The 26,524-nt window shown below is 73.6% G+C and carries 25 protein-coding genes; 11 read left to right on the plus strand and 14 right to left on the minus strand.

Features of this window, described 5'->3' with window-relative positions:
• The 12 genes from GA0070213_RS27950 to GA0070213_RS28005 all read right to left on the minus strand — a co-directional run.
• Positions 1–606 (minus strand): UbiA family prenyltransferase (locus GA0070213_RS27950; RefSeq protein ID WP_245716584.1); only part of this gene is annotated, 606 nt, incomplete at its 3' end.
• Entirely contained in the window at positions 603–1,751 is a 1,149-nt protein-coding gene (locus GA0070213_RS27955; RefSeq protein WP_091071173.1) for an inositol-3-phosphate synthase, read from the minus strand. The genes GA0070213_RS27950 and GA0070213_RS27955, both read right to left, overlap by 4 nt.
• 224 nt (positions 1,752–1,975) lie before the next feature.
• On the minus strand, positions 1,976–3,172 hold the full coding sequence (locus GA0070213_RS27960; protein ID WP_425412871.1) for a Gfo/Idh/MocA family protein: 1,197 nt from the start codon (positions 3,170–3,172) through the stop codon (positions 1,976–1,978).
• Positions 3,173–3,225: 53 nt separating this feature from the next.
• Positions 3,226–4,269 (minus strand): substrate-binding domain-containing protein, encoded by a 1,044-nt coding sequence (locus GA0070213_RS27965; RefSeq protein WP_091071177.1) that lies wholly within the window; start codon positions 4,267–4,269, stop codon positions 3,226–3,228.
• A 90-nt stretch (positions 4,270–4,359) separates the two neighbouring features.
• Positions 4,360–5,445 (minus strand): ABC transporter permease, encoded by a 1,086-nt coding sequence (locus GA0070213_RS27970; protein ID WP_091071179.1) that lies wholly within the window; start codon positions 5,443–5,445, stop codon positions 4,360–4,362.
• Positions 5,442–7,031, minus strand: a complete 1,590-nt coding sequence (locus GA0070213_RS27975) for a sugar ABC transporter ATP-binding protein (RefSeq protein ID WP_245716590.1) — start codon at positions 7,029–7,031, stop codon at positions 5,442–5,444. The genes GA0070213_RS27970 and GA0070213_RS27975 overlap by 4 nt, the downstream gene beginning before the upstream one ends.
• A gap of 149 nt (positions 7,032–7,180) precedes the next feature.
• A complete protein-coding gene (locus GA0070213_RS27980; protein WP_091071182.1) occupies positions 7,181–8,359 on the minus strand; it encodes an ROK family protein in 1,179 nt (392 codons plus the stop codon).
• 203 nt (positions 8,360–8,562) lie between these two features.
• Complete coding sequence (locus GA0070213_RS27985; protein WP_091071184.1) at positions 8,563–9,579, minus strand: YihY/virulence factor BrkB family protein; 1,017 nt, start codon at positions 9,577–9,579, stop codon at positions 8,563–8,565.
• Between the two features lie 65 nt (positions 9,580–9,644).
• Positions 9,645–10,451, minus strand: coding sequence for an ABC transporter permease (locus tag GA0070213_RS27990; protein WP_091071187.1), 807 nt, complete (start codon positions 10,449–10,451; stop codon positions 9,645–9,647).
• Positions 10,452–10,463: 12 nt separating this feature from the next.
• A complete protein-coding gene (locus GA0070213_RS27995; protein ID WP_425412870.1) occupies positions 10,464–11,261 on the minus strand; it encodes an ABC transporter permease in 798 nt (265 codons plus the stop codon).
• 116 nt (positions 11,262–11,377) lie between these two features.
• Positions 11,378–11,566, minus strand: a complete 189-nt coding sequence (locus GA0070213_RS28000) for a DUF397 domain-containing protein (protein WP_091071188.1) — start codon at positions 11,564–11,566, stop codon at positions 11,378–11,380.
• Complete coding sequence (locus GA0070213_RS28005) at positions 11,557–12,360, minus strand: helix-turn-helix domain-containing protein (protein ID WP_245716585.1); 804 nt, start codon at positions 12,358–12,360, stop codon at positions 11,557–11,559. The genes GA0070213_RS28000 and GA0070213_RS28005 overlap by 10 nt, the downstream gene beginning before the upstream one ends.
• 263 nt (positions 12,361–12,623) lie before the next feature.
• Between GA0070213_RS28005 and GA0070213_RS28010 the strand changes: the two genes are divergently transcribed.
• Positions 12,624–12,869 carry a flavin reductase gene (locus GA0070213_RS28010; protein WP_091071191.1) on the plus strand — a complete coding sequence of 82 codons (246 nt, stop codon included), beginning with the start codon at positions 12,624–12,626 and terminating at the stop codon, positions 12,867–12,869.
• A gap of 24 nt (positions 12,870–12,893) precedes the next feature.
• Here GA0070213_RS28010 and GA0070213_RS28015 read toward each other — a convergent pair whose 3' ends face one another.
• Positions 12,894–13,826: an ABC transporter ATP-binding protein gene (locus GA0070213_RS28015; protein WP_091071193.1), complete on the minus strand. Its 933-nt coding sequence runs from the start codon at positions 13,824–13,826 to the stop codon at positions 12,894–12,896.
• 445 nt (positions 13,827–14,271) lie between these two features.
• On the opposite strand from GA0070213_RS28015, the gene GA0070213_RS28020 reads away from it, so the two are divergent.
• From GA0070213_RS28020 to GA0070213_RS28065, 10 genes are all read left to right on the plus strand, one after another.
• Complete coding sequence (locus GA0070213_RS28020) at positions 14,272–16,305, plus strand: TRAP transporter permease (RefSeq protein WP_425412872.1); 2,034 nt, start codon at positions 14,272–14,274, stop codon at positions 16,303–16,305.
• Positions 16,302–17,321 (plus strand): TAXI family TRAP transporter solute-binding subunit, encoded by a 1,020-nt coding sequence (locus GA0070213_RS28025; RefSeq protein ID WP_091071198.1) that lies wholly within the window; start codon positions 16,302–16,304, stop codon positions 17,319–17,321. Before GA0070213_RS28020 ends, GA0070213_RS28025 begins: the two co-directional genes overlap by 4 nt.
• 67 nt (positions 17,322–17,388) lie before the next feature.
• Entirely contained in the window at positions 17,389–19,758 is a 2,370-nt protein-coding gene (locus GA0070213_RS28030) for a sensor histidine kinase (protein WP_091071200.1), read from the plus strand.
• Positions 19,755–20,147 carry a roadblock/LC7 domain-containing protein gene (locus GA0070213_RS28035; RefSeq protein ID WP_091071202.1) on the plus strand — a complete coding sequence of 131 codons (393 nt, stop codon included), beginning with the start codon at positions 19,755–19,757 and terminating at the stop codon, positions 20,145–20,147. The genes GA0070213_RS28030 and GA0070213_RS28035 overlap by 4 nt, the downstream gene beginning before the upstream one ends.
• The gene (locus tag GA0070213_RS28040) at positions 20,144–21,112 is read left to right on the plus strand and encodes a TAXI family TRAP transporter solute-binding subunit (RefSeq protein ID WP_091071204.1); all 969 of its coding nucleotides are present in this window, start codon (positions 20,144–20,146) and stop codon (positions 21,110–21,112) included. Before GA0070213_RS28035 ends, GA0070213_RS28040 begins: the two co-directional genes overlap by 4 nt.
• A 45-nt stretch (positions 21,113–21,157) precedes the next feature.
• Complete coding sequence (locus tag GA0070213_RS28045; RefSeq protein ID WP_175441535.1) at positions 21,158–21,766, plus strand: helix-turn-helix domain-containing protein; 609 nt, start codon at positions 21,158–21,160, stop codon at positions 21,764–21,766.
• Positions 21,766–22,137, plus strand: a complete 372-nt coding sequence (locus tag GA0070213_RS28050; protein ID WP_091071206.1) for a hypothetical protein — start codon at positions 21,766–21,768, stop codon at positions 22,135–22,137. Before GA0070213_RS28045 ends, GA0070213_RS28050 begins: the two co-directional genes overlap by 1 nt.
• On the plus strand, positions 22,134–23,048 hold the full coding sequence (locus tag GA0070213_RS28055; RefSeq protein ID WP_091071209.1) for an ABC transporter ATP-binding protein: 915 nt from the start codon (positions 22,134–22,136) through the stop codon (positions 23,046–23,048). The genes GA0070213_RS28050 and GA0070213_RS28055 overlap by 4 nt, the downstream gene beginning before the upstream one ends.
• Positions 23,045–23,842 (plus strand): ABC transporter permease, encoded by a 798-nt coding sequence (locus GA0070213_RS28060; protein WP_091071210.1) that lies wholly within the window; start codon positions 23,045–23,047, stop codon positions 23,840–23,842. Before GA0070213_RS28055 ends, GA0070213_RS28060 begins: the two co-directional genes overlap by 4 nt.
• A gap of 49 nt (positions 23,843–23,891) precedes the next feature.
• Entirely contained in the window at positions 23,892–24,743 is an 852-nt protein-coding gene (locus GA0070213_RS28065) for a MerR family transcriptional regulator (RefSeq protein WP_091071212.1), read from the plus strand.
• Between the two features lie 175 nt (positions 24,744–24,918).
• Here GA0070213_RS28065 and rox read toward each other — a convergent pair whose 3' ends face one another.
• Positions 24,919–26,349 carry a rifampin monooxygenase gene (gene rox / locus GA0070213_RS28070; protein WP_091071214.1) on the minus strand — a complete coding sequence of 477 codons (1,431 nt, stop codon included), beginning with the start codon at positions 26,347–26,349 and terminating at the stop codon, positions 24,919–24,921.
• Positions 26,350–26,524 lie beyond the last annotated feature (175 nt).

Genomic DNA, 26,524 nt, shown 5'->3' on the forward strand with positions numbered 1-26,524 from the left:
GCCGACGCCAGACCGCCCCCCGCCCGACCCGCCCGCACCCCGGCCGCGGCCGACGCCAGACCGCCCCCCGCCCGACCCGCCCGCACCCCGGCCGCACCCGGTGCCGGACGGTCCGCCGCCGGGCCACCGATCGCCGCCAGCGGCGCAGGCACGGGCGGCCGGGGTCGTGGTCGCGCCGAGCAACACGTCCAGCCCTCGGCACGCCGCCATCACGGCGGGACCGGCGGCGGTGTTCTTCGCGCTCAGGTCGTACCCCCAGATGGTGGCGGCGAGCGGGAGCGCGACGGTCGCCGCGTGCCGGCCCCCGGCGGCGGTGGCGACCGCCAGCCCGGCGGCGGTCAGGCCGCCGGCCAGGCCGAGCGCGACGGCGGGCCGGACCCGGCCGGACGGGATCGGCCGCTCCGGCCGCTCGGTCGCGTCGAGCCGCCGGTCCGCCCAGTCGTTGGCGGCCATCCCGGCCCAGTAGAGCAGCACCGACGCGGCGGCCAGGGCGGGGGTACGCCGGCCGAGCGTGCCGGCCGCCGCCGCGCCGGCCAGCACGTCACCGGGCACGGACAGCGCGGCGGGCGCGCGGACCAGCTCGGCCAGGTCGGCCAGCCGGGTCACCGGGCCACCCCGGCGTGCAGGCCGGCGACGAAGTCGCGCAGCACCGCCCACTGCTCGCCGAGCGCGTGGCCGGTGTCGCCGAGCGGGTCCTTGAAGAAGAACGCCAGCTCGGCGAGCGGGCCCCGACGGCCGGCGGCGTGCGCGGCGGCGGTCAGCCGAGCCAGGTCGAGCACCAGCGGAGCGGCCAGCGCGGAGTCGCAGCCGTGCCAGGTGAACTCCATCCGCATCCCGGTGCCCAGGAAGCCGGCGAAGGTGACCAGGTCCCAGGCGGTCTTGAAGTCGCCCAGCTCCTCGACGTAGTCGATCCGGGTGCTGCCCTGCGGCAGGTAGCCGAGCGTCTCGGCGAGCACCCGCTGCTTGCTGCCCACCTTGGCGGCGTTGGCGGCCGGCTCGGCCAGCGTGGCGCCGTCGCCGCCGCCGAGCAGGTTCGTCCCGGACCAGGACCGTACGGCCAGGTGCCGCATCGCGAACATCGGCGCGAGCACCGACTTGAGCAGCGTCTCGCCGGTCTTGCCGTCGTGCCCGGCGTACGGGAGGCCACGCTCGTCGGCGAGTGCGGCCAGCGCCGGCAGCCGGGCCCCGGTCGACGGGGTGAAGTCGACGTACGGGCAGCCGGCGGTGAACGCCGCGAACGCGTAGCGGGAGCTGGGCGGCAGCACGTCGGCGAGGCCGGTCAGCGCGGCCCGCAGCGCGGGCAGGTCGTGGTGGGCCGGATGCGGTTCGGGCGCCGGCTCGGTGGCGGCGACGTTGACCACCACCACCCGGTCCAGGTCGTGCCGGCGGCGGAATGCGGTCAGGTCGTCGACCACGGCGGCGATCCGGTCCGCCGGGGTGCCCTCGGTCGGCGCGGGTCGGAGCGCCGCCTCGACGTCGGCCAGTTCCGGCGCGACGGCGTCGGCCAACCGGCCGGGCAGCACCCCGGCGGCGGCGAGCGCCTCGGCGCGTTTGGTCAGCGGGGTGGCGACCACGTCGTGACCGCCGAAGACCAGATCGGCGAGGCCCGGCAGCGCGGGTCCGCGCAGCTCGGGCAGCTCGGTCACGCACCCGGTCGGCGGGGTGAGCCCGGCCCGCAGGGCCAGCGCCCCGACCACGCTCGTGGTGGCGACCGAGCCGCGTGCTCCGACCAGCCAGACACCCGTACGCATCGCGTTACCTCCCCAGGTCGGTGCCGGCCCCGCCGGTGCGGCCGGGGAATCCCGGTCCGGCCGCACCGGAGGGCCGTGCTGGTCGTGCCGGCCGGAGGATCCCGGCGGCACGCTCCCCGACGCCGGCCTCGTCCCCGCCGCGGGGCGCAACCGCGGCGGGCCCTCGCCGGCCGGCGCCGGAAGGGTGTCGGCGGCGCTCGCACGCCGCACGGGTTGGCGGGTTGTTAAGCGGGGCCCCCTCCTCTACCGGAGGCGTTAAGCGGGGCCCCCTCCTTCTCCACCTCGACCCAGGCGGAGTCGGCCGCCGACCGGGAGACCGCGTCCAGCACCAACTGCACCTGCAACGCGTCGGCGAACGACGGCCTCGGGTCGGTGCCGGTGGCGATCGCCTCGACGAAGTCGCGCATCTGGTGGGTGAAGGAGTGCTCGTAGCCGATGATGTGGCCCGGCGGCCACCACGCGTCCAGGTACGGGTGCTCCGGCTCGGTCACCAGGATCCGGTTGAAGCCCTGCTCGGCGGTGGGCCGGGTGGCGTCCAGGAACTCCAGTTCGTTGAGGCGTTCCAGGTCGAACACGACGCTGCCGCGCGAGCCGTTGATCTCGACCCGCAGGGCGTTCTTGCGCCCGGTGGCGAACCGGGTCGCCTCGTAGGTGGCGAGCCCACCGCCGTCGAGCCGGGCCACGAAGACCGCCGCGTCGTCCACGGTGACCTCGCCGGCGCCCCGGCCGTTGCCGCCGGCCTGCGCGGCCAGGCCGCTCGATCCGGCGGGCAACGGCCGCTGCTTCACGAACGTCTCGGTCAGCGCGCTGACCCCGCTGATCGACTGCCCGGTGACGTACTGGGTGAGGTCGATGATGTGCGCGCCGATGTCGCCCAGCGCGCCCGAGCCCGCCCGGTCCTTCTGCAACCGCCAGACCAGCGGGAACTGCGGGTCGACGATCCAGTCCTGGAGGTAGACCGCCCGGACGTGCCGGATCTCGCCGAGCCGCCCGTCGGCGACGAGTTGCCGCATCAGGGCCACCGCCGGCACCCGCCGGTAGTTGAAGCCGCACATCGCGCGGGCCCCGGACTCGCGGGCCCGCGCGGCGGCGGCGGTCATCTCCCGCGCCTCGGCGACGGTGTTGGCAAGCGGCTTCTCGCACAGCACGTGCTTGCCCGCGGCCAACGCGGCGAGGGCGATCTCGCGGTGGCTGTCCCCCGGCGTGCAGATGTCGACCACGTCGATCTCGTCGGACTCGACGAGCCGCCGCCAGTCGGTGGTGTGCCCGTCCCAGCCGAGCCGGTCGGCGGCCTCGGCCACCTTCGACTCGTCCCGGCCGCAGACGAGCGACATCCGCACCTTCGCCGGCAGGTCGAACACCCGGTTCACGGTGCGCCACGCCTGTGAGTGCGCGGCGCCCATGAACGCGTAGCCGACCATGCCGACCCGCAGGATGCTGTCGTGACTGGACAAGCTGGGTCTCCCCCCGTGTGTCAGAACCCGAGCTTCAGGTAGTCGCCCGAGTTCTGCTTGGTGATCGTCTCGGAGGAGAGCACGATCTCCTTCGGCACCTGGAGTTCCACCAGGTCGGACATGCCCTTGCCCTGCCCGATCAGCCGGGCCAGGGAGATGGCCGAGGAGGCCATCGACGGGCTGTAGGTGACGGTGGCCTTGAGCACCGTGTTGTCGGCCGCGATGTCCTCCATGGCCTTCTTCGAGCCGGCGCCGCCGACCATGAAGAACTCCTTGCGGTTGGCCTGGTTGACCGCGGCCAGCACGCCGATGCCCTGGTCGTCGTCGTGGTTCCAGACCGCGTCGATCTTCGGCAGGGCCTGGAACAGCCCGGTCGCGGCCTGCTGGCCGGAGTCCACGGTGAACTCCGCCGGCCGCCGGTTGGCCACCTTCAGCCCGTACGAGGCGAGCGTGTCGGCGAAGCCCTTGGAGCGTTCCTGGGTCAGCTCCAGCGACTCGATGCCGGGGATCTCGCCGATCACCGGGTTGCTCACGCCCTTGGCCTTGAGCTGCTCTGCGATGTAGGTGGCGGCGGCCACCCCCATGCCGTAGTTGTCGCCCTTGATCTGCAACCGGTAGGCGCGCGCGTCCGGGAACGCCCGGTCCAGGTTCACCACCGGGATGCCGGCCTTCATCGCCTCCAGGCCGAACGCGTTGAGTTCCTTCCCGTCGTGCGGCAGCAGCACGATCACGTCCGGCTTCTGGGAGATCAGCGTGGACAGCGCCGCCCGCTGGGCCGCCGCGTCCGCGCCGGCCTCCACCGACTTGAGCTCCACGTCGCCGTACGCGCCGGCCTGCGCCTTGGCGTTGTTGGTGATGGCGGCGATCCAGCCGTGGTCGGCGGCCGGGGCGGAGAAGCCGATGGTCACCTTCTTGCCCGGCTCGGTGTTGGCGTCGTTCGCGGCGGCCTTGGTCTGCGCCTCGGTCGGGGACTGCTCGTTGCTCGTGCAGCCGGCGAGCAACACCCCGGCCGAGACCGCGGCCCCGCCGAAGAGCAGCCGGCGGCGTGACAGGTCACTTGTCATGACGGCCTCCTGAATGAGGTGGTGGGGTGGTTTCGGGTGCGGTGGGCCGGGCCGGCGTCGGATCGACGGCGGCCTGGTGGCGCGGTGGGATCAGGTGGTGGTGGCCCGGTTGCGGGCGAGGAACTGAGTCAGGCTGCGGAACTGCACCTGCTGGACCAGGACGGCGGCGACGATGATGCCGCCCTTGACCATGTTCTGGGCCTCGGCGGAGAGGTTGTTGATGGCGAACAGGTTGGTGATCGTGGAGAAGATGATCACCCCGAGCAGGGAGCCGACGATGGTGCCCCGCCCGCCGCTGAGCAGCGTGCCGCCGATGATCGCGGCGGCGATCGCGTCCAGCTCGTAGAGGTTGGCCATCGCCGCCTGGGCGGAGGTGGCCTGCGCGGTGAGCATGACCGCGGCGATGCCGCAGCAGAGGCCGGAGAGCGCGTAGAGCAGCACGGTGTGCCGGCGGACGTTGATGCCGGCGAGCCGGGCCGCCTCCGGGTTGCCGCCGACCGCCACCGTGCGGCGGCCGAACGTGGTCCGGTTGAGCAGCACCCAGCCGGCCGCGACCACCGCGACGAGGATGTAGACCAGCAGCGGGATGCCGAGCACCTTCGTGGTGGCGATGCCGTTGATGAACGAGCTGGTGGAGACCTGGGTCTGCTTGTCGGAGATCTCGGCGGCCAGCCCCCGGGCGGCGACCAGCATGGCCAGCGTGGCGATGAACGGCACCAGCCGCCCGTACGAGACGAGCAGCCCGTTGACCACGCCGACGGCCAGCCCGACGGTGAGCGCGCTGAAGATCATGCCGCCGGCGCCGTAGCTCTGGGTGGCGAGCGTGGTGGACCAGACCCCGGCCAGCGCCACGATCGCGCCGACCGACAGGTCGATGCCGCCGCCGATGATCACGAAGGTCATGCCGACGGTGACCACGCCGACCACCGAGGCGAGCTTGAGGATGGTGAGCGTGTTGCCCCACACCCAGTTCGGGTCGCCGTAGAGGTCGGGCCGGGTCAGGACGCCGATGACCACCAGCACCACCAGCGTGGCCAGCAGGCCGAGGTTACGCTTGGCGCCCTCCCCGCCGTCGCCGCGCCACCAGGAGAGCCGGGCCGCCGCGTCGGCCTTGGCGGTCTCCGCCCGGTCGACCGGCGGCGACTGTGCGGGCAGGGCGGTGTCGGTATCGCTCATGCCGGTGCGCCTTCCATGAGGGACCCCGCCATGACGAGGTCGAGCACGGTGTTCTCGTCGAGTTCGCCGGCCGGGGCCTCCCGGACCACCCGGCCCTCCCGCATCACCAGCACCCGGTCGGCCAGGCCGAGCACCTCGGGCACCTCGCTGGAGACCAGCAGCACCCCGACGCCCCGGGCGGCCAGGTCGCGGATGACCTGGTAGAGCTCGGCGCGGGCGCCCACGTCCACGCCCCGGGTCGGCTCGTCGAGCAGCAGCAGCCGGGTGTCCCCGAGCAGCCACCGGCCGACCACCACCTTCTGCTGGTTGCCGCCGGAGAGGGTGCGCACCGGTCGGCGTACGTCGCGGGGCCGCAGCTCCAGCGAGGCGGCGACCCGGTCCGCCTCGGCCCGCTCCCGGCCGGTGTCGGTGAAGCCGAGACGGGCGTACCGGCCGAAGGTGGCGAGCGTGACGTTGCGGTAGATCGGCTCGCCGAGCAGCAACGCCTGACTCTTACGCTCCTCGGGCGCCATGCCCATGCCGGCCCGCACCGCCGCGCCCACGCTGCCCGGTCGCAACGCCTTCCCGTCCAGCCGCACCGTCCCGGCGTGCGCCCGGCGGGCCCCGAAGATCGTCTCCAGCAGCTCCGAGCGGCCGGAGCCGACCAGCCCGGCGATGCCGACGATCTCGCCGGCCCGCACGCCGAGCGACACGTCGGCGAACTCGCCGTGCCGGGTCAGCCCGTCCACCCGCAGCAGCTCCGCGCCGGCGCCGTCGTCGGCCGGGCGCCGCGGGAAGACGTACTCGATGGTCCGCCCGGTCATCCGGGCGACCAGGTCGCGGGTCGGGGTGTCGCGCGCCGGCAGGCTCGCCGCCGTGGTCCGGCCGTCCTTGAGTACGGTGACCCGGTCGCCGATCTCGCGGATCTCCTCCATCCGGTGCGAGATGTAGATGACCGCGATGCCCTGCGCGGTGAGTTCCCGGATGATCCGGAACAGGTTGCCCACCTCGTCGTGGGCCAGCACCGCGCTCGGCTCGTCCATGATGATCAGGCGGGCCTCGTGGGACAGCGCCCGGGCCATGCTGACGATCTGCTTCCCGGCCGCCGGCAGGTGCCGCACCAACCGCCCCGGCGGGATCTCCGGGTGGCCGAGCCGGGCCAGGATCTGCCGGGTACGGCGGGCCATCTGCCCGCGCCGGACGAAGCCGAGCCGGCGCGGCTCGTGGCCGAGGAACGCGTTCTCCGCCACCGACAGGTCGTCGACCAGGTCGAGTTCCTGGTAGATGGTGGCGATGCCGGCGCGCATGGCGGCCTGCGGGTCGGCGAACGCGGCCGGTTCGCCCCGCCACACCACCTCGCCGGAGTCCGGCCGGTGCACGCCGGCCAGCACCTTGATCAGGGTGGACTTGCCGGCGCCGTTCTGCCCCAGCAGGCAGTGCACCTCGCCGGCCCGCACCTCCAGTTGCACGCCGTCTAGCGCGCGTACGCCGGGGAACGTCTTCACGACGTCGGTGAGGCGCAGCACCACCTCGCCCGCGACGGCGTCGGCGGGCGCCTCGACCAGCGGTTCCTCCTCCGTGCTCACCTCGACCTCCTCGGGTTGCATGCTGGGCATGCCCTCGCTGCGCTCGGTGCGTTCAGTCATGCGGGGCTGGTCGGGCATGCCCTCACGGCCCTCGCTGCGCTCGGTGCGTTCGGTCATGCTGTGCCGGATTGGCATGCCCTCACGGCCCTCGCTGCGCTCGGTGCGTTCGGTCATGCGGCTTCCCCGAATGCGACGTCGCTGGCGAGCACGGCCGCGCCGGCGACGCCGGCGCGTGGGCCCAGCTCGGAGAGGACGACCGGCAGGTTGCCGGTGGCCAGCGGCAGCGACCGGCGGTAGACCACGCTGCGGATCTCGGCGAGCAGGATGTGGCCGAGCTGCGCCAGGCCGCCGCCGATCACGATCATCGACGGGTTGGTGAAGCTGACCAGCCCGGCCAGCACGCTGCCGACCCGCCGGCCGCCGTCGCGGATGAGCTGGATGCAGGTGACGTCGCCCTCGATCGCGCCCTGCGCCACGTCCAGCGCGGTGACCGCGCCGCGCGCGGCGAGCCGCTCGACCAGGGCCGGCGACACCTCGGCGCGCGCCGCGGCGGTCGCCTCCCGGGCCAGCGCCGCGCCGCTGAACACCGCCTCCAGGCAGCCGACGTTGCCGCAGGAGCACATCGGACCGCTCGGGTCGACCTGGATGTGGCCGATGTCGCCGGCGCACCCGTCGGTGCCCCGGTAGACCTCGCCGTGCAGGTAGATGCCGCAGCCGATGCCGGTGCCGATCTTGATGAAGAGGAAGTCGTCGACCGAGTGGGCGACGCCGCCGTGCCGCTCGCCGATCGCCATGATGTTGACGTCGTTGTCGACCACGGCCGGGCAGCCGTGCTCGCGGGTCAGCAGCTCGCGCACCGGGAAGCGGTCCCAGCCCGGCATGATCGGCGGGGAGACCGGCACCCCGTCGCGGAAGCTCACCGGCCCGGGGACGCCGATGCCGATCGCGTCGAGCCGCTCGTACGCGCCGTCGACCTTGGCCTTGTGCAGCAGGTCGTTGACCCGTTGCAGGGTCACCTTGGGGCCGGAGCGGATGTCGGCCGGCTCGGTGTACGCGGTCACCGGCTCCAGGCGGCCGTCGACCACCTCGACGTCTATCGAGCTGGCGCCCAGGTCGACCGAGGCGAAGCGCAGGTGCGGGCTCAACTCGACGAGGGTGGAGCGGCGCCCGCCCCGGGAGGCGGCCAGCCCGGCCTCGGCCACGTAGCCGAGCGCGACCAGTCGCTCCAGCTCGGCGAGCAACCGGGGGCGGGGCATCTGGAGCCGGTCACCCAACTCGGCGCGGGAGACCGCGCCCTCGTCCCGGAGCAGCCGCAGGAGCCGCACGTGCAGGGGGTCGACCGTCCGCACCGGCAGTCACCTCCGCATCGAAGTCGTTCACATCGACGCAATGGCGATGTGTTGTGTCCGACACAGTAGGAGCCTTCCGGGTCACGTGTCCATAGCTTCGGCACATCTGATGGAAACTTTTGTCCATACGAACAAAAGCGAGTTCCGGATCATGAAAACGCGCCGCCCCGCCCGGGTTTCCGGACGGGGCGGCGCGGGTCGGGTCAGCGAGGGCTGGGGGCGTTGCGCTTCTTGCGCAGCTTGCGGTCGTCGCGCAGCTCGACGTAGGGCTCCTTGTCCTCGGGGAGCCCGGCGGCGATCGCCCGGCTGCGCTCCAGCTCGGCGTCGAACTCCGCGCCGAGCAGGATGGCGATGTTGCTCAGCCAGAGCCAGACCAGGAAGATGATCACGCCGGCCACCGCGCCGTACGTCTTGTTGTAGGACCCGAAGTTGCTGACGTAGAGCGCGAACAGGCCGGACACCACCAGCCAGAGCACCACCGCGAGCACGCCACCCGGGCTGACCCAGCGGAAGCCGCCGTGCCGGGCGTTGGGCGAGGCCCAGTAGAGGATCGCGAACATCAGGCTGACGATCACCAGCAGCACCGGCCACTTGGCGATGTTCCACACCGTGACCGCGGTCGAGCCGAGCCCGATCGCGTTGCCGGCCTGCTCGGCCAGCCCGCCGGTGAACACCACGATCACGGCGCTGACCAGCAGCAGCACGCCGATCACCGCGGTCACGCCGAGCCGGATCGGCAGGGTCTTCCAGATCGGCCGGCCCTCCGGCACGTCGTAGATGCTGTTCGAGGCGCGCATGAACGCCGCGATGTAACCGGAGGCGGACCAGAACGCGGCGACCAGACCGATCACCGCCGCGATGCTGGCCAGCCCGCCGGACCCGCCGGCCTGGGTGATCGCGGTCTCGATGACCTCCCGGATGTTCGGCTCCGGCACCACCTGGTTGACCGTGTCCTGCACCCCCTGGGTGGCCCGCTTGCCGAGCAGGCCGAGCAGGGAGATCAGCACCAGCACGCCGGGGAAGATGGAGAGCACGCCGTAGTAGGTGAGCGCGGCGGCCCAGTCGGTCAGGCTGTCGTCCTGGAACTCCCGGACGGTCCGCTTCAGCGTGGCCACCCAGCCCGGACCCGGCAGGTCGGTCGGGCTGTCCGGCCCGTCGTCCGGCCCCACCGGCTCGGTGCGGTCGCGCTCCTCCCGGACGGGAGACTCGTCGCCGGCCATCGCACCTCCCTCGTCGTCGTGTCGTCACTGCACGACTTGCCCCGAGGTCGGGCCGGGTAACCCCGCTAGGGGTAGAGCAACCTGGCCATCCGCCGGGACGCCAGCGCCAGCATGATGCCGGTGAGCGCCAGCAGGTAGGTTACGTCGAGCAGCCAGGACCAGCCGGACCCGCCCACGCAGACGCCCCGGAGCAGGTGCACCGAGCGGTAGAGCGGGGTCAGCTCGACCAGCCAGCGCAGCACCGCCGGGTAGGCCTCGGCCGGCACGAAGGTGCCGGAGAAGAGGAAGAGCGTGAACTGGGCCGAGCCCATCAGGTCGAAATCCTGCCAACTGCGCAGCAGCGTGGCGACGGTCATGCCGAGCGCGCCGAACGCGAACCCGACGAGCACCGCCGCCGGGAACGCGACGAGCGCCCGGGCCACGGTGGTCAGGTCCAGCGCCACCATGATCAGCAGGAACGCGGCCGAGTAGAGCGACCCGCGGGCCATCGCCCAGCCCAGCTCGCCCAGGGCGATCTCGAACGGCCGTACCGGGGTGGCGATCACCCCGTCGTACAGCTTCATGTATTTCATCTTGCCGAAGAAGTTGAAGGTGGTCTCGGACAGCGCGCCGCTCATCGCCGACGAGGCGAGCATGGCCGGGGCGACGAACGCCGCGTAGGACACCACCCGGCCGCCGGGCAGCGTCAGGTCGCCGACCAGCGCGCCCACCCCGATGCCGATCGACAGCAGGTAGAGCACCGGCTCCACGAAGCCGGAGACCAGCACCAGCCAGTAGGCGCTGCGCAGCGCGGTGAGGTTGCGCTCGGCCACCGCCGCCGAGCGCCGCGCCCCGGTGACGCCGGCCAGCCGGGGCAGCAGAAGAGCGACCACGACATCCCTTCCCTAGACGACGAGCTGACGACGGAACGCCCGCAGCGCCAGCCACCAGCCGACGCCGGCCCAGGCGGCCAGGTAGAGCACGTGACCGGCGACCGACCACTGCGGCGCCACGCCCAGCGTGGCGGCCCGGCACAGGTCGACGCCGTGCCAGAGCGGCGTCGCCCAGGCGACCGGCCGCAGCCCGGCCGGCATCGACTCGACCGGGAAGAACACCCCGGAGAAGAGCGTCATCGGGATCACCGCGAACCGGAACAGCAGGGCGAGGTAGCTGTCGCTGGGCACCCGGGCGCTGAACGCGAAGACCGGCGCGGCGACCGCCAGGCCGAGCAGCAGGGCGATCGGCGCCACCGCCACCGCCCAGGGCGACCGCAGCGCCCCGAACAGCGCGGTCACCAGCAGGAACGCCACCGTGCTGGTGACCACCCGGAACAGCACGAAGGCCAGGTGACCGGCCACGATGTCACCGGTGCGCAGCGGCGCGGCCACCTGGGCGTGGTAGGTGCGGATCCACTTGAAGTTGCTGTGCACCGGCCAGGTCGACTCGGCGACGGCGACCTGGAACGCGGTCGAGGCGATCAGGCCGGGCACCAGCCACCACAGGTAGCGCACGCCGTCGACGCCCTGGTCGACGTAGGCCCCGACGCCGAAGCCGAACCCGACCACGGTGAGCACCGGCAGCAGGAACGACGAGAAGACACCCGCCCGCCAGGTGCGCCGGTAGCCGACCAGGTAGTGCGCGAACACCGCCGCCGCCGGCACCCGCGGCAGACCCGTCGCGGCCCGGCCCGTCACCGTCGTCACCCGCACCACCCCCCGCCGACCTTCCTACTCCTCGGGTACGACAGGCGCGAGCATGCTCCACGCCGGCCCGACGAGGTGGCGGGAGGGGGGCCGCCACCTCGGGCCGGTCACGCCGGTCAGCGCGGGGCGACCTGGGTGACGAACGCGCGCCAGGCGTCGGGGGCGAAGGCCAGCACCGGGCCGGCCGGGTCCTTGGAGTCGCGCACGGCGACCACGTCGGGCCGGCCGTCCGCCACCTCCACGCAGGCTCCGCCTGCGGCGTTGCTGCGGCTGCTCTTGCGCCACCGGGCATTGCTCAGGTCCATGCCTCCGCCACCTCCGTCACGAATTCGAGGGACTGCTGGTGCGACAGCGCCTCACCACGGATCGACTCCCACACCTCGACCATCCGCCGCACGTGGTCAGCGCGGTCGATCACCTGGCCGTGGAGCTGCCCCTCCTGGAAGACGACGTCCTCGCCGTGCGGCGGGGTGGCGATCACGAACGGGCCGCTGACGCCAGCGTAGGCACCGGCGGTGAGCGGCACAACGTGGATCCGCACTCGGGGCAGCCCCGAGCCCACCTTCACCAGGTGACGCACCTGCTCCCGCATCACCTCCGGCCCGCCGACGCTCCGGCGCAGCACGTGCTCGTCGACGACGAACGTGAGCAGCGGGGGCCGGTCCCGGGTCAGCACCGGTTGGCGGTCCAGCCGGGTCGCCACCTGCTGCTCCACCTCGTCCGGCGCGAACAGCCGGCCGCCGCGGAGCAGCGCGCGGGCGTAGCCCTCGGTCTGGAGCAGCCCCGGCACGCAGATCGGCTCGAACCAGCGCAGCGCGGTGGCCTCCGCCTCGATGCCGGGCCAGTCGCGGAACCACGGCACCATGGCCTCCCGGCCGATCCGCCGCTGGATGCGCTCGAAGCGGCCGTCGGCGCCGAACACCGCGTCGCAGCGGCGGGCGAAGTCCAGGCTCGGGCGGCGCTCGCAGGTCTCCACCTTGGCCACCAGTGCGCCCGAGTAGGTGAGCGCCTCGGCCAGCGCGGTCTGCGACATGCCGCCGGCGGCGCGGGCCAGCCGCAACTCCTCCGCGAAGTGCTCCAGCATGGACGACAGTTCCACGGACAGCCTCCGTACGTCCTCGGTACACCCGCGAGCCGGTCGCCGGACGCGCTGGTCGTCGCCGCGCCGGACCTCCCACCGTAGTCGTGGCGTCACCAGACTGTCACGCAGCGGAACCGCTCCCGGGATCGGACGGCGGGCGGAACCAGGCCAGGGGCGTCGGCGCACGACGAGGTCCGCCGACGCCCCCATCCCCGCCACCACGGAGGCTCACCCATGGCAACGCTCCCCCGACAGACCCCGGACCAGGAGGGCACGCGCTGATGCCCCGGTATCGCCCCCACGTCGCGGCGCGCCCGTCCTGGCGCTGCCGGGTCTGCGGCGCCGCGTGGCCGTGCTCGCCGGCCCGGCTGGCGTTGCTCGGTGAGTTTCGCGAGGACCGGACCGCGTTGCTGATCCATCTCGGGACGCTGCTGTGCGAGGCCACCGCCGACCTGACCGCCGGACGGCCGGACACCGCGCCGCCGCACCTGGCCGAACGCTTCGTCCTCTGGGCCCGGACCCGTTGACCGGCGGGCCGGGCGGCGAGTGCCTCAGTCGACGAGGGTGCGGCCGGTGAGGTGCAGGAAGACGTCCTCCAGGCTGCCCCGCCGGACCAGCACGCCGGCCGGGTCCAGGCCGCGCGCGGACACCTGCGCCACGGCGGCGTCGCCGTCGGAGACGTAGAGCAGGATGCGGTCGGGCAGCACCTCGACCCGCTCGCCCAGCCCGTCGAGCTTGCCGGCGAACGCCTCCTGCGAGTCGCCGGCGAAGCGCAGCTCGACCACCTCGCGGGTGGCGTGCCGCTCGATCAGCGCCCGGGGCGAGCCCTCGGCGACGATCCGGCCGCCGTCCATCACCACCAGGCGGTCGCAGAGCTGCTCCGCCTCGTCCATGTAGTGGGTGGTCAGGACCAGCGTGACGCCCTGCCGCTTGAGCCGGAACAGCCGCTCCCAGACCAGGTGCCGGGCCTGCGGGTCGAGGCCGGTGGTGGGCTCGTCGAGCAGCACGATCTCCGGCTCGTTGACCAGCGCGCGGGCGATGGTGAGCCGCCGCTTCATGCCGCCGGAGAGCGGGTCGACCTTGCTGTCGGCCCGCTCGGCGAGCTGGACGAAGTCGAGCAGCTCGGCGGCGCGCTCCCGGGCCACCCGACGCGGGATGCCGAAGTAACGCGCGTAGGTGGTCAGGTTCTCCCGGACGGTCAGCTCCGGGTCGAGGCTGTCGAGCTGCGGGCAGACGCCGAGCCGGGCCCGCACGGCCGGGCCGTCGCGCACCGGGTCGAGCCCGAGGATGCGCAGCTCGCCGCCGGACGGCGGGGAGATGCAGCCGATCATGCGCATGGTGGAGGACTTGCCCGCGCCGTTGGGGCCGAGGAACCCGAACGCCTCCCCCCGGCGCACCTCCACGTCGATGCCGTCGACGGCGGTGAAGTCGCCGAACCGCTTCACCAGCCCGCGCGCCTGGATGAGTGGTTGCCCGATGGTCACCCGCCGACCCTAGCCGCAGCGTCCGACACCCCTGCGGGCCTGCACGGTGCGTGATCGCCACTACGTTCCGTGACCGACTCATTCCATCGTTGGAAGCGGGCCTAACTCACCATAGTGGAGCGACGAGCGAAGAGCGGTTCGGTCTTGTGGCCGGGTAATTGCGAAATTGATTCGAGAAAGGTGTGCAGTGAGTGAACGAAAGGCCATTCCGTCACTCATTGCAATCACGATTGGCAATGTTCCCAACGTGTCCACCATTCGCGTATCGTGCCCCCTCGTGCCACCCGTTCGCCCCTCCGACGCCACTCCCCCGTCACCCCGGCCGTCCGCCGGCGAGCCGGCCGGGTCCGATGTGGACACCGACGCGGTGCCGCTCCCGCCGGACGAGGGCGACGGCACCGACCCGGCGTGGGCGGACGACGGACCCGGCGAGACGCACCACCACATGCGGGACCCGGCGCACCCCGACACCCGGGACCTCGCCGCGCGTTTCGAGGAGGAGAAACCGGGTCGGGTGCTCTCCGGGCCGGTCGGAACGCTCTTCACCGGAATCACCGTCGCGGTCGCGCTGCTGGCGCTGCGGCAGGTGTTCTTCCCGTTGCCGCAGGGCAGCAAGTACTACCTCATCATCTTCCTCGCCGGCGTGCTGCCGGTGCTCTTCCTGGCGTACCCCTCGGGGGTGCGACGGTCGACGGAGCGGGCCGGGCCGACGGTGCTCGACTGGGTGCTGGCCGCCGCCGCGCTCGTCGTCTGCCTCTACCCGGTGCTGCCGTTCGCGCTCGGCGCGGGCGGCGGCGGTTACGACGCGTTCCTCGACCGGCAGGGCCTGCTCGACCCGCTGGACGTGGCGTTCGGCACCGGGCTGCTGCTCCTGCTGCTGGAGGCGTGCCGGCGCGCCACCGGCTGGATCCTGCCCGCCGTGTGCCTGCTCTTCCTCGGCTACGGCTACTACGGCGGGCTGCTCCCGCAGTCGTGGCCGGTGGCGCACGCCGGCCTGGACTTCGGGCAGCTTGTCGACGCGTTCTACAACTCCGACAGCGGCTTCTACGGCACCCCGCTCGACGTGGCCGCCACCTACATCGTGCTGTTCACCGTCTACGGCGCGGTGCTCGACCTCTCCGGCGCCGGCCGGTTCTTCGTGGAACTCTCCGCCGCCGCGTTCCGCCGCTCGCGCACCGCCGCCGGCCGCACCGCCGTCGCCTCCGGCTTCCTGCTCGGCACCGTCTCCGGGTCCGGCGCCGCCACCACGGTCAGCATCGGCGCGGTGACCTGGCCGATCCTGCGGCGCGCCGGCTACCCGGCCGAGCGGGCCGGCGGCATGCTCGCCGCCGCCGGGGTCGGCGCGATCCTCTCCCCGCCGACGCTCGGCGCCGCGGCCTTCATCATCGCGGAATACCTGGGCGTGTCCTACCTCCAGGTGCTCGGCTGGGCCACCGTGCCGACCGTCCTCTACTACCTGGGCATCCTGCTCTCCGTCGAGATCGACGCCCGGCGCTCGGGCGTGCGCCCGGTGGTGGTCGACACCGGCTCGGCCTGGCGACTGCTGGCCCGCTTCGGCTACCACTTCCTGTCCCTGTTCGTGATCGTGGTGGTGCTGGCGCTGGGCGCCTCGGCCATGCGGGCGGTGGTGATCGCCACCGTGCTCGCCGCCGCGCTGTCCTTCCTGGACCGGCGGCACCGGCTCACCCCGGCCCGGCTGGTGGCGGCGCTGCGTGACGGGGTACGCGGGGTGCTGGCGGTCAGCGCGGTGTGCGCCGCCGCCGGCATCATCACCGCCACCACCACCAAGACCGGCCTCGGCCCGCAGGCGGCGGCGCTGCTGGTGAGCGGCGCGCAGGCGGTCAGCTCCGAGCCGGCCGTGGTGCTGGCGCTCACCGCCGTGCTCGCCGCCGTCGCGCTCAGCCTGCTCGGCCTCGCGGTGCCGGTCACCGCGTCGTTCGTGATCGGCTGGGTGATCATCGGGCCGGCGCTGCTGCACCTGGGCGTCGCCGCCCCCGCCGCGGCCATGTTCGTCTTCTACTTCGCGGTGCTGTCCGAGGTCTCGCCGCCGACCGCGCTGGCCGCGGTCGCCGCCGCCGCGGTCACCGGCGGCCGGCTGGTGCCGACCATGTGGCAGACCCTGCGGTACGCGCTGCCGGCGTACCTCATCCCGCTCGCCTTCGTGGTCACACCGACCGGCCTCGGCCTGCTCGGCATCGGCGGGCCGGGACGGATCGCGCTGGCCGGGCTGGTCTCCGCGCTCGGCGTCGCCGTGCTCGCCGTCGCGGCCGGCGGATGGCTGCCCGGCGTCGGCCCGGCCGGAGTGCCGGAACGGCTGCTCGGCGCGGTCGCCGGGCTGGTGCTGCTCTGGCTGGAACCGCTGCCCATGGCGATCGGCGCGGCGCTGGCCGCGCTGGCCGTCGCGGGCGTGTACGTCCGACGCGGCGCCGGCCGCCCGTCGGTGGTGGAGTCCGTCAACCCTGGGGAGGACCGAGAGTGAGAAGGATCGACACGCGAATAGCCGCCGGCGTCGGGGCGCTGGCCCTGGTCGCCGCCGGCGCCGGCGGATGCGGGGGCCGACAGGACGGCGCGGCGACCGACGACGCCGCCAAGGACATCACCTGCAAGGTCACCACTGACACCCGGGTCGGCATCGCCACCGGCAACGCCACCGGCGTCTACTACGTGGTCGGCAACGCGCTCGCCGGTGAGCTGAGCAAGGCCACCGACGGCAAGCTCACCGGGACCGCCGCCGAGACCGGCGCCTCCGTGCAGAACGTCGAGCAGCTCGTCGCCGGCCAGTACGACGTGGCGTTCTCGCTGTTCGACACCGCGGTCAACGCGGTGCAGGGCAAGGGCAGCTTCAGCTCGCCGCAGCCGGTCAAGGCGCTGGCCCGGATCTACGACAACTACACCCAGGTGGTGGTGCGGGCCGACTCCGGGATCACCTCGGTCGCCGGCATGAAGGGCAAGAAGATCTCCACCGGCTCGCCCAAGTCCGGCACCGAGGTCATCGCCAACCGGCTGCTCACCGCCGCCGGGCTGGACCCGGCCACGGACATCCAGGCGCAGCGCCTCGACCTCACCAAGACCGTCGACGGCATGAAGGACGGCAGCATCGACGGGTTCTTCTGGTCCGGGGGCATCCCGACCGGCGGGGTCACCGACCTGCTCACCACCGCCGGCGGCAAGGTGACGTTCCTCGATCTCAGCCCACTGCTGCCGAAGATGGCCGAGCTGAACCCGGCGTACCAGGCCGGCACCATCGGCAAGGACGTCTACTCCACGCCCGCCGACGTGCCCACCATCGTGGTGCCCAACGTGCTGCTGGTGCGCGACAACCTCGACGCGGACGTGGCCTGCGCGATCACCCGGACCGTCTTCGACCGCAGGGACGCGCTGGCCCAGGCGAACCCGGCAGCCAAGGGCATCGAGCTGGGCAACGCCCGCAAGACCGACCCGGTGCCGCTGCACCGGGGCGCGGACCGGGCGCTCACCGACCTCGGCGCGAGCTGACCCGACCGGCCGGGCCCGGACCTCCCCGTCCGGGCCCGGCCCACCGACACCCGACCCGGAGAACCCCGTGCCGCTGCCCCACCCCACCCGCGTACGCCGGCACCACCGTTCCGCGGACCGCGCCGGGCAACTCCGGTCGGTCCGGGTGCAGCTGCTCGCGCCGATCCTGGTGGCCACCGCCGGCCTGGTGGTGCTCGGCGCGGCACAGGCCGGCGCCGCGCTCGACGCGTCCGCGGACGCCGACCGGGCCCGGGTGCTGGCCGGCACCGCCACCGCGACCGTGCGGCTGGTGCACGAGCTGGAACGCGAACTCGGTGAGACGGCGGCGTTGCGCCAGCGCGGCGGCAACGCCGGCCGGCCGCTCGTCGACGCCCAGCGGCTCCGGGTGGACGCCGCCGTCGACAGGTACCGCTCGGCCGGCGGCGACGCCCGCCGCGCCGCGCCGGACCTGGCCCGGGTGCTCGACGACGCGAACGGCCACCTCGACCAGCTCGCCCCGGCCCGCGCGCTCGCGGTGACCGGGGAGCGCGGCGACCCGGCGTACGGGTCCCTGGTCGAGTCGCTGCTCGCGGTCGCGGACGCGCTGCCCAGCCAGCTCCGCGACGCGGGCCTGGCCAACGAGGCCCGCGAGGTCGCCGCGGTGGCCGCCCAGGAGCACCTGTCCGCGCTGGAACGCGACCTGCTGCGCGCGGTCTTCGTCCGGGGCGCGCTGGAGCGCGGCGAACTGGCCCGGCTGGGCCGGCTCCGGGGCGCCCGGGAGCAGCGCCAGGCCGAGTTCCTCCGGATCGCCTCCGGCGCCGCCAACGACGCCTGGTACCGGGTGGTCGACGGCACCGACGTGACGGCGGCCCGGCGGATGCGCGACGCGGTGCTCGACACCGACGGCGGCCCGGAGTCGCTGCGCACCGACGGCGACGCCTGGTACGTGGCGCAGAGCGGCACCATCCGCCGGTACAACCTGCTGGGCCGGGAACTCTCCGACGACCTGGACCGCGACGCCGCCGAGCTGGCCGGCTCGGCCCGGCTGCGCGCGCTGGCGACCGCCGGGGCGACGAGCGCCGTGGCGCTCGGCTCGCTGGTGACCGCCGTGCTGCTGGCGGTCCGCACCAGCCGCCGGCTGCGCCGGCTGCGGGTCGCGGCGCTCACCATGGCGAACCGGGAGCTGCCGGAACGGATCACCGCGATCGCGTCGGGCGAGGGCGGGCCGGTGGAGGGCCCGGCGACCCGGATGACCGACGGGATCCGCCGCGGCCAGGACGAGGTGGCGCAGGTGGCCGAGGCGTTCGACACGGTCAACCGGGCGGCGCTGCGACTCGCCGGCCAGCAGGCCGAGCTGCGGCTGGACGTCACCCGGATGGCCGAGGCGCTGGCCCGGCGCATCCGGACGCTGATCACCCGGCAGCTCCGGCTGCTCGACGACTTCGAGCGCGAGGAGACCGACCCGGACGCGCTGGCCCGGCTGTTCGCGCTGGACCACCTCGCCGCCCGGCTGCGCCGCAACGGGGAGAACCTGCTGGTCCTCGCCGGCGGTGAGCCCGGCCGGGGGCACGAGGGCGCGCTGCTCCTGGACGACGTGGCGCGGGCGGCGGCCTCGGAGATCGAGGACTACCCGCGGGTGGAGATCGACGTGCCGGCCGCCGCGGTGCACGGCGCGGCGGCCGGCAACCTGGTGCACCTGCTGGCCGAGCTGCTGGAGAACGCCACCGTCTACTCGCCGCCGGACTCCCGGGTGCTGGTGGACGGGCGACGGACCGTCGACGGGCTGGTGCTGCGCGTGCACGACCAGGGCATCGGCATCAGCGACAACCGGCTGGCCGAGATCAACCAACGGCTCGCCGCGCCGGCCATGCTGTCCAGCGCCGCGGCCGGCAGCATGGGCCTGCACGTGGTGGCGCACCTGGCCGCCCGGCACGGGATCCGGGTGCAGTTGCACCACGCCGGCAGCGGGACGGTGGCGCAGGTGGAGGTGCCCGAGTCGGCGCTGACCCGGGTCGAGTCGGTGACCCGCCGGCCGGTCGCCGACCGCCGGTCGCCGCATCCGCCGGCCGCGCCGTGGTTCAAGCCCGGCGCCGCGCCGGGACCGGCCGGCCCGCACGGCCTGCTCACCGCAGCGCCGGTCGCCGGCCGGCCGCCGGGAGCGCGCGGCGTCGCCGCGGTACGCCCGCCGGGCAACGCCCTGCTGGCACCGAGCGTGGCGCGCATCCGCCCGACGAGCGCGCCACCCGCACCGGTGTCGACCACCGGCGCGGGGCTGCCGCGCCGCACCCGGGGCGGGCACCTGCCCGCGCCGCTGCCCGACACCACCACGCCGCCACCGGCGGCGGACCTGCTCGACCCCGAGGTGGTACGCGCCCGCCTGTCCGCCCTCGCCGAGGGGGTGGCCAGCGCGACGCGCCGTGCCCCGAACCCCACCACACCCACCGGGAGAACGTCATGACCACACCCGTCACCGCCGGACTCGACTGGCTGCTGGCGAACTTCGCCGAGCAGGTCCCGGACGTCTCGCACGCGCTCGCGGTCTCCGAGGACGGGCTGCGGCTGGCCTCCTCCCCCGACCTCTCCGCCGACCAGGTCGACCAGCTCGCCGCCGTGATCAGCGGGCTGGCCAGCCTGACCGTCGGCGCGGCCCGGCTGATGTCGGCCGGTCGGGTGCGCCAGCAGATCGTGGACATGGACGGCGGGGTGATGCTGGTGATGGCCGTCGGCGAGCGGGCGTTGCTCGGCGTGCTCGCCGCGCCGGGCTGCGACCTGGGCCAGATCGGCTACGAGACGGCGACGCTGGTGCAGCGGGTGGCGGAGGCGCTGGAACCGGCGGTCCGGCAGTGATCCGCCGCCCGGCGCGGCTGGTGGCCGCGCTGCTGTCGGCCGTGCTGGTGGCCGGCTGCGGCGGTGGCGACGCCGACGCGCCGGCGTGGCACGGCGGGCGGATCTTCCTGGCCACCGGCAACACCACCGGCGTCTATTACCAGCTCGGCGGCGGCTACGCCGACCTGATCAGCCGGCACCTGCCCGGCTACGAGGCACGGGCGGAGCCGACCGGCGCGTCGGTGGAGAACATCACCCGGGTGGCGAGCGGCGACATGGAGATCGCGTTCAGCCTGGCCGACACCGCCGCGGACGCGGTCAACGGGCGGGGTGTCTTCGACAAGCAGCCGCAGCCGGTGCGGGCGCTGGCCCGCGTCTACAGCAACTACACCCACGTGATCGTCCGGGCCGACGGCAAGATCGACAGCTTCGCCGACCTGCGCGGCAAGCGGGTCTCCACCGGTTCACCGAAGTCCGGCACGGACATCATCGCCGGTCGCCTGCTCACCGCCGGCGGCATCGACCCGAACCGGGGGATCCAGCGGCTCAACCTGTCGCTGCCGGAGACCGTCAAGCGGATGCGGGCGAACACGCTGGACGCCATGTTCTTCTCCGGCGGGCTGCCCACGCCGGGCATCAAGGACCTGCTCTCGGCGGCGCCCGGCACGTTCCGGCTGCTGCCGCTGACCGAGCTGATCGAGCCGCTGGGCGCGCGCTACGGCTCGGTCTACACCACCGCGTTGCTGCCGAAGGAGGCGTACGGCCTGCCGGCGCCGACCCCGACCATCACGGTGGCGAACGTGATCCTGGTGGCGGCGGACATGCCGGACCAGCTCGCGTACGACCTGACCCGGGTGTTGTTCACCTGGCAGGGCGAGCTGGTGCGGGTGCATCCGGAGGCGGCGAACTTCTCCCGGGCCAGCGCCTCGCTGACCGAGCCGATCCCGCTGCACCCGGGCGCGCAACGGTTCTACCGCAGCGGCTGACCACCTCGCCTCCATTATCATTCTCGATAGTGATAACGTGCGGTCATGGAGATGTCGCGCGAGCGTTGGGCCGAGACGGCGCTGCATCCGGTGCGGATCCGGATCCTGCGCGCGGTCGCCGGCTCCCGGCTGACCACGCACGACCTGGTCGAACTGCTGCCCGACATCCCCCAGGCCACGCTCTACCGGCACCTGGCGCTGCTGGTCCGGACCGGGCTGCTCGACGTCGTGGAACAGCGCCGGGTCCGCGGCACGGCCGAACGGGTGTACGCGCTGCCCGCCCACAGCGCGACGCTTGACGCCTCGGCGCTGGCCACGGCCACCCCGGAGGACCACGCGCGCTACTTCACGTCGTTCGTGTCGAGCCTGCTGTCCGAGTTCTCCCGCTATCTCAGCCGGGAGCGGATCGACCTCGTCGCCGACGGCGTCGGCTACCAGCAACTCGTGCTGCACCTGACCGACGCCGAGCTGGCCGAGTTCGCGGCCGGCTTCAACGCGCTGGTCGGGCCGCTGCTGAGCAACGAGCCCGGCGACGGTCGGACACCACGCCTGCTGGCGACCGTCCTGATGCCGGCCGACCGGCCGACGCCCACCGGGCACGACGAACGGCAACCGGGGCCGACCGACGGCTCCACGACGACGGGGGAGAACTGATGGCAACGGTGACGGTGACCGGCGACCTGATCGACATCCGGTTCAGCGGCTGGGAGCGGCTCTGGACCGGACGGGAGAGATTCGCGCTGCCCACCGGCGCGGTCCGGCACGCCGCCGGAGTTCCCGACCCGCTCCGGCTGGCCCGCGGCGCCCGCCGGGGATACGCCGTCTCCGGGTTCGCCAAGATCGGCGTCTGGGGCCTGTTCGGTGGTCCCCGCCAACTCGTCGCGGCCCGCCGGGGCGAACCCGGGCTGCACCTGGTGCTCGACCGGGCGGCGGCCGGCGGCGAGTTCGACGAGGTGGTGCTCTCCACGCCCGCCGGGCCGGCGCTCGCGGAGGCGATCGGGCGGGCGACGGCGGCCGGCGCATGACCGGCGACCGCCTCGCGATCGAGGTGTCGCACCTGACCAAACGCTACGGCGACATCACCGCCGTACGCGACCTGAGCTTCACCGTGGAGCCCGGCGCGGTCACCGGATTCCTCGGGCCCAACGGCGCCGGCAAGACCACGACGATGCGCATGGTGACCGGGCTGGTGTCACCCACCGGCGGCACGGCCACCATCGGCGGGCAGCCGTACGGCCGGCTGACCCACCCGTCGCGGACCGTCGGCGCGGTCTTCGGCGGCAACGCGTTCCACCCCGGCCACACCGCCCGGGACCACCTGCGCGTCTACGCCGCGCTGGGCGGCCACCCGGACGGCCGGGTCGCCGAGGTGCTCGACCTGCTCGGCCTGGCCGAGGCCGCCGACCGCCGGACCCGCGGGTTCTCCACCGGCATGCGACAACGGCTGAACCTCGCCACCGCCCTGCTCGGCGACCCCCGCGTCCTGCTGCTGGACGAGCCCGGCAACGGGCTGGACCCGGAAGGCATGGCGTTTCTGCGCACCCTGCTGCGCCGACTCGCCGACGACGGTCGCACCGTGCTGGTCTCCAGCCACGTGCTCAGCGAGATCCAGCAGCTGGTGGACGACGTGGTGGTGATCCGACGCGGCGAACTCGTCACCGCCGGGCCGTTGTCCCGGCTCGCCGGCCCGCCGGCGGTCCTGGTCACCTCCCCCGACGCCGAGGCCCTCGCCGCCACCCTGACCGTCGGCCCCGGCCCGGTCCCCCGGGTGGAGACCGTCGGAGCCGGCCGGCTCCGGGTGCACGGGTGGGACGCCCCGGGCGTCGCCGACCACGCCGCCGCCCACCGGCTGCGGGTCCACGAGCTGGTCACCGAGCACACCGGACTCGAACAACTCTTCCTGCGCCTGACCACCGACGAGGTGACCACCCGATGAGTCTGCTGATCACCGCGGAGTTCCGCCGGCTGCTGGCCACCCGGATGTGGGGCGGGCTGCTGCTCACCGCCGCCCTGCTGGGCGGCGGCATGCTCGGTGCCATGGCGCTGGTGGGCCCGGAGAGCTTCGACCCGCCACTGCCCGGGTTGGACACCGAGGCCGGCCTCCGCGCCGTGCTCGGCATCCTCGGCTACACCGCGTTCGTGCCGGCCGCCGCCGGTACGCTCACCGTCACCTCCGAGTACCGGCACGGCACCGCCGCCGTCACCTTCCTGTTCGCACCACGCCGGGGCCGGGTGCTGGCCGCCAAACTCGCCGCGTACGCGGTCGTCGGCCTGGCGTACGGGCTCGTGCTCGCCGGCACCGCCGCGGCGGCGCTGTTCGCCGTCGCCGCCGCCCGCGACGTCCCGCTCGGGCTGCCCACCACCAGCGTGCTGGCGCTGCTCGCCCGGATCGGCGTCGCGATGGCGGTGTACCTGCTGATCGGCGTCGGCGTGGGCGCCCTGGTCCGCCACCAGGTCGCCGCGCTGGGCGTCGTGGTCGGCTACCTGTACCTGGGCGAGCCGATGCTCATGATGATCCCCGGCGTCAACCTGCTCTACCCGGTCCTGCCCGGCGGCGCGACCGCCGCGCTGACCGGCTTCACCTACCTCACCGACGCCATGTCCGATCAGCTCGGCACCGCCGCCGTCCCCCTCCTCCCACCGGCGGCCGGCGCCCTCGTCCTCGCCGGGTACGCGGTGACCGCCTCGGCGCTCGCGGTGCTCCTTCCGCTGCGCCGCGACATCACCTGACCGCGATGCTTGACCCTCACACGGTGTCAGGGCCGAGGCTGGGGGGACCATGTTCAGTATCGGAGAGTTCGCCGGCCTGGGCCGGGTGTCGGTGCGCATGCTGCGCCACTACGACGCCATCGGCCTGTTGCGTCCCGCCCACGTCGATCCGCACAGCGGCTACCGCTTCTACACCGCGGTGCAACTACGCCTGCTCAACCGGGTGACCGCCCTCAAGGACCTGGGCTTCAGCCTGCACGAGGTGCAGACACTGATCGACGAGAAGGTGGACCCCGCCGAGCTGCGCGGCATGCTGCGCCTGCGGCGGGCCGAGCTGGCCGCGCGGATGCGGCAGGACACCGCACGCCTGGCCCAGGTCGACGCGCGACTCCGCATGATCGAGAGCGAGGGACACATGGACACCGGAGACGTCGTCCTGAAGAGCATCCCGGCGATCCGGGTGGCGCAGTTGTCGGGCACCGCCGCCGGCTACGACCACCCGACGTCGATCACCGAGAACCTCAGCCCGCTCTACCCCCGGCTGATGGAACTGCTGGAACGGCACCGGGTGGCCGTCACCGGCGCACCGATCGCCTGGTACGAACCGGCGCCGGTCGCGCCGGGCGACGAGACGATCCGGGTGCACGCGGCGGTCCCGGTCGGATCGGCCGAGGTGCCCGCCGCCGCCGGGTTCGAGGTGGTCACGCTCCCGCCCATGGAGTACGCGGCGACCGCGCTGCACCACGGCCCGATGTCGGAGGCGTTCCGGACCGGACAGAAGCTCGCCACCTGGATCGACGACAACGGCCACCGCGCGGTCGAGCCGGGCTTCGCCCGCGAGGTCTACCTGGACTGCCCGGACGACCTCGACCGGTGGGTCACCGAGATGCAGGTGCCGGTGCGGGTGACCACCCCGACCTGACGCCGAGCGGCCGTGTCAACAGCATGGGTGCCTCCGCGCGCCTCAGACACCCATGCTGTTCCACTCGCACTCCAGCCAGCCCACGAGTGGAACGCCACGAGTCTCTCCGGCTCGTTTTGACACCCATGGCGTTCCACCCACGCGGACGAGCCGCTGGGGTGGGGTGGGTGGGGGGTCAGCTGGCGGGACCGAACCAGCGGGGCAGTTGGTCGAGCAGCTCCTGCTGGTCGTCGCCGGCCCACGCCACGTGGCCGTCCGGCCGCAGCAGCAGGGCGGGCACGTCCAGCTCCGCGCCGGCGTCGACGACGTGGTCGACCCGGTCCGCCCAGCCCGCCACCGAGAGCCCGCCGGTCCGGTCCAGCAGCAGCCCCCGCCCGGCGTGCATCAGCCCGTACAGGCTCCCCCGCGTCAACCGCACATCGCGCAACCGCCGGCCGAGCAGCTCGTGGCCCGCGCCGAGGTCGTACCGGACCGAGACCGCGGTGATCTTCTCGATCAGGTACCGGTTCACGTCCTCGAAGTCCATCAGCTCCGCCAGCAGCCGTCGCACCGCCTGCGGTCCCGGGTCCAGGGACATCAGCTCCGTCTGCGCGCGGGTGTTGTCCAGCACGTCCGCCGCCACCGGCCGCCGCTCGGCCTCGTAGGTGTCCAGCAGGTCCGCCGGCGCCCACCCGTCGACCTGCGCGGCAAGCTTCCAGCCCAGGTTGAACGCGTCCTGGAGTCCCAGGTTGAGCCCCTGCCCGCCCAGCGGCGGGTGGACGTGCGCCGCGTCGCCGGCCAGCAGCACCCGGCCGACCCGGTAGCGCTCGGCGAGGCGGGTGGCATCCCCGAAGCGGGACAGCCAGCGCGGCGAGTGCACACCGAAATCGGTGCCGGCGGTGGCCCGCAACTGCTGCCGGAACTCCTCGATGGTCGGCGGGGCGGTGCGGTCCTCCGCCACCCCGGCCGCGGGCACGACCACGCGGTACAACCCCTCGCCGTCCCCGACCGGCCCGGCGCCGAAGCGCAGCTGCGTCTTGCGTACCTCCGTCATCACGGCCATCACCTCGTCCGCCGGCGCGGTCAGCTCCATCACGCCCAGCAGCGTCTCGGATCGGCTGGGCTCGCCCGGAAAACCGACGCCCACCAGCTTGCGCACGGTGCTGCGACCGCCGTCGCACCCGACCAGCCACCGCGACCGCAACCGGGTGCCGTCGGCCAACTCGGCGGTCACCCCGTCCTCGTCCTGGCTCAGCCCGACGAGGTCACTGCCCCGCCGGATCTCGGCGCCGGCCTCGACGGCGTGCTCGGTCAGCAGACGCTCGGTGACCGGCTGCGGGATGCCCAGGATGTAGCCGTGCGCGGTGTCCATCCGTGGCGGCCACTCCTTCGCGATGCCGGCGAAGTAGCCGCCGAGTCGGAACGTCTTCCCTGCCGCGAGGAAGCGCTCCAGCAGGCCGCGCTGGGCCAGCACCTCGATGCTGCGCACGTGCATGCCGAGCGAGCGGACCACGCTGGTCGGCTCCTCGTCCCGCTCCAGCAGGGCCACCCGCACGCCGTGCAGCCGCAACTCGGCGGCCAGCATCAGGCCGGTCGGCCCGCCGCCCACGATGATCACGTCGATCATGGGATCCCCCGTTCGATTTCGCCAGGTCACGGCGTCGGAGGGGGATTCTTCAGCAACACCGGGGTCTTGCCGCAAGACCCGGGGTGCGATATACGTTGAGAGTGGCAGGGAGCGTGACTCCCTGCCTTTTCTGTTCCTGAACAGCCGGCCAACCGCGCGCCACGAAGCGCTAGCA

Origin of the sequence: Micromonospora humi, from assembly GCF_900090105.1 — a bacterium.
GTDB lineage: Bacteria > Actinomycetota > Actinomycetes > Mycobacteriales > Micromonosporaceae > Micromonospora > Micromonospora humi.

What these genes read in the sequence shown, in the direction of transcription:
- GA0070213_RS27955 (WP_091071173.1), bottom strand. Translation starts at nt 1,751, where the DNA reads ATGCGTACGGGTGTCTGGCTGGTCGGAGCACGCGGCTCGGTCGCCACC.
- GA0070213_RS27960 (WP_425412871.1), bottom strand. Translation starts at nt 3,172, where the DNA reads ATGGTCGGCTACGCGTTCATGGGCGCCGCGCACTCACAGGCGTGGCGC.
- GA0070213_RS27965 (WP_091071177.1), bottom strand. Translation starts at nt 4,269, where the DNA reads ATGACAAGTGACCTGTCACGCCGCCGGCTGCTCTTCGGCGGGGCCGCG.
- GA0070213_RS27970 (WP_091071179.1), bottom strand. Translation starts at nt 5,445, where the DNA reads ATGAGCGATACCGACACCGCCCTGCCCGCACAGTCGCCGCCGGTCGAC.
- GA0070213_RS27975 (WP_245716590.1), bottom strand. Translation starts at nt 7,031, where the DNA reads ATGCAACCCGAGGAGGTCGAGGTGAGCACGGAGGAGGAACCGCTGGTC.
- GA0070213_RS27985 (WP_091071184.1), bottom strand. Translation starts at nt 9,579, where the DNA reads ATGGCCGGCGACGAGTCTCCCGTCCGGGAGGAGCGCGACCGCACCGAG.
- GA0070213_RS28000 (WP_091071188.1), bottom strand. Translation starts at nt 11,566, where the DNA reads ATGGACCTGAGCAATGCCCGGTGGCGCAAGAGCAGCCGCAGCAACGCC.
- GA0070213_RS28010 (WP_091071191.1), top strand. Translation starts at nt 12,624, where the DNA reads ATGCCCCGGTATCGCCCCCACGTCGCGGCGCGCCCGTCCTGGCGCTGC.
- GA0070213_RS28020 (WP_425412872.1), top strand. Translation starts at nt 14,272, where the DNA reads ATGCGGGACCCGGCGCACCCCGACACCCGGGACCTCGCCGCGCGTTTC.
- GA0070213_RS28035 (WP_091071202.1), top strand. Translation starts at nt 19,755, where the DNA reads ATGACCACACCCGTCACCGCCGGACTCGACTGGCTGCTGGCGAACTTC.
- GA0070213_RS28045 (WP_175441535.1), top strand. Translation starts at nt 21,158, where the DNA reads ATGGAGATGTCGCGCGAGCGTTGGGCCGAGACGGCGCTGCATCCGGTG.
- GA0070213_RS28050 (WP_091071206.1), top strand. Translation starts at nt 21,766, where the DNA reads ATGGCAACGGTGACGGTGACCGGCGACCTGATCGACATCCGGTTCAGC.
- GA0070213_RS28055 (WP_091071209.1), top strand. Translation starts at nt 22,134, where the DNA reads ATGACCGGCGACCGCCTCGCGATCGAGGTGTCGCACCTGACCAAACGC.
- GA0070213_RS28060 (WP_091071210.1), top strand. Translation starts at nt 23,045, where the DNA reads ATGAGTCTGCTGATCACCGCGGAGTTCCGCCGGCTGCTGGCCACCCGG.
- GA0070213_RS28065 (WP_091071212.1), top strand. Translation starts at nt 23,892, where the DNA reads ATGTTCAGTATCGGAGAGTTCGCCGGCCTGGGCCGGGTGTCGGTGCGC.
- rox (WP_091071214.1), bottom strand. Translation starts at nt 26,349, where the DNA reads ATGATCGACGTGATCATCGTGGGCGGCGGGCCGACCGGCCTGATGCTG.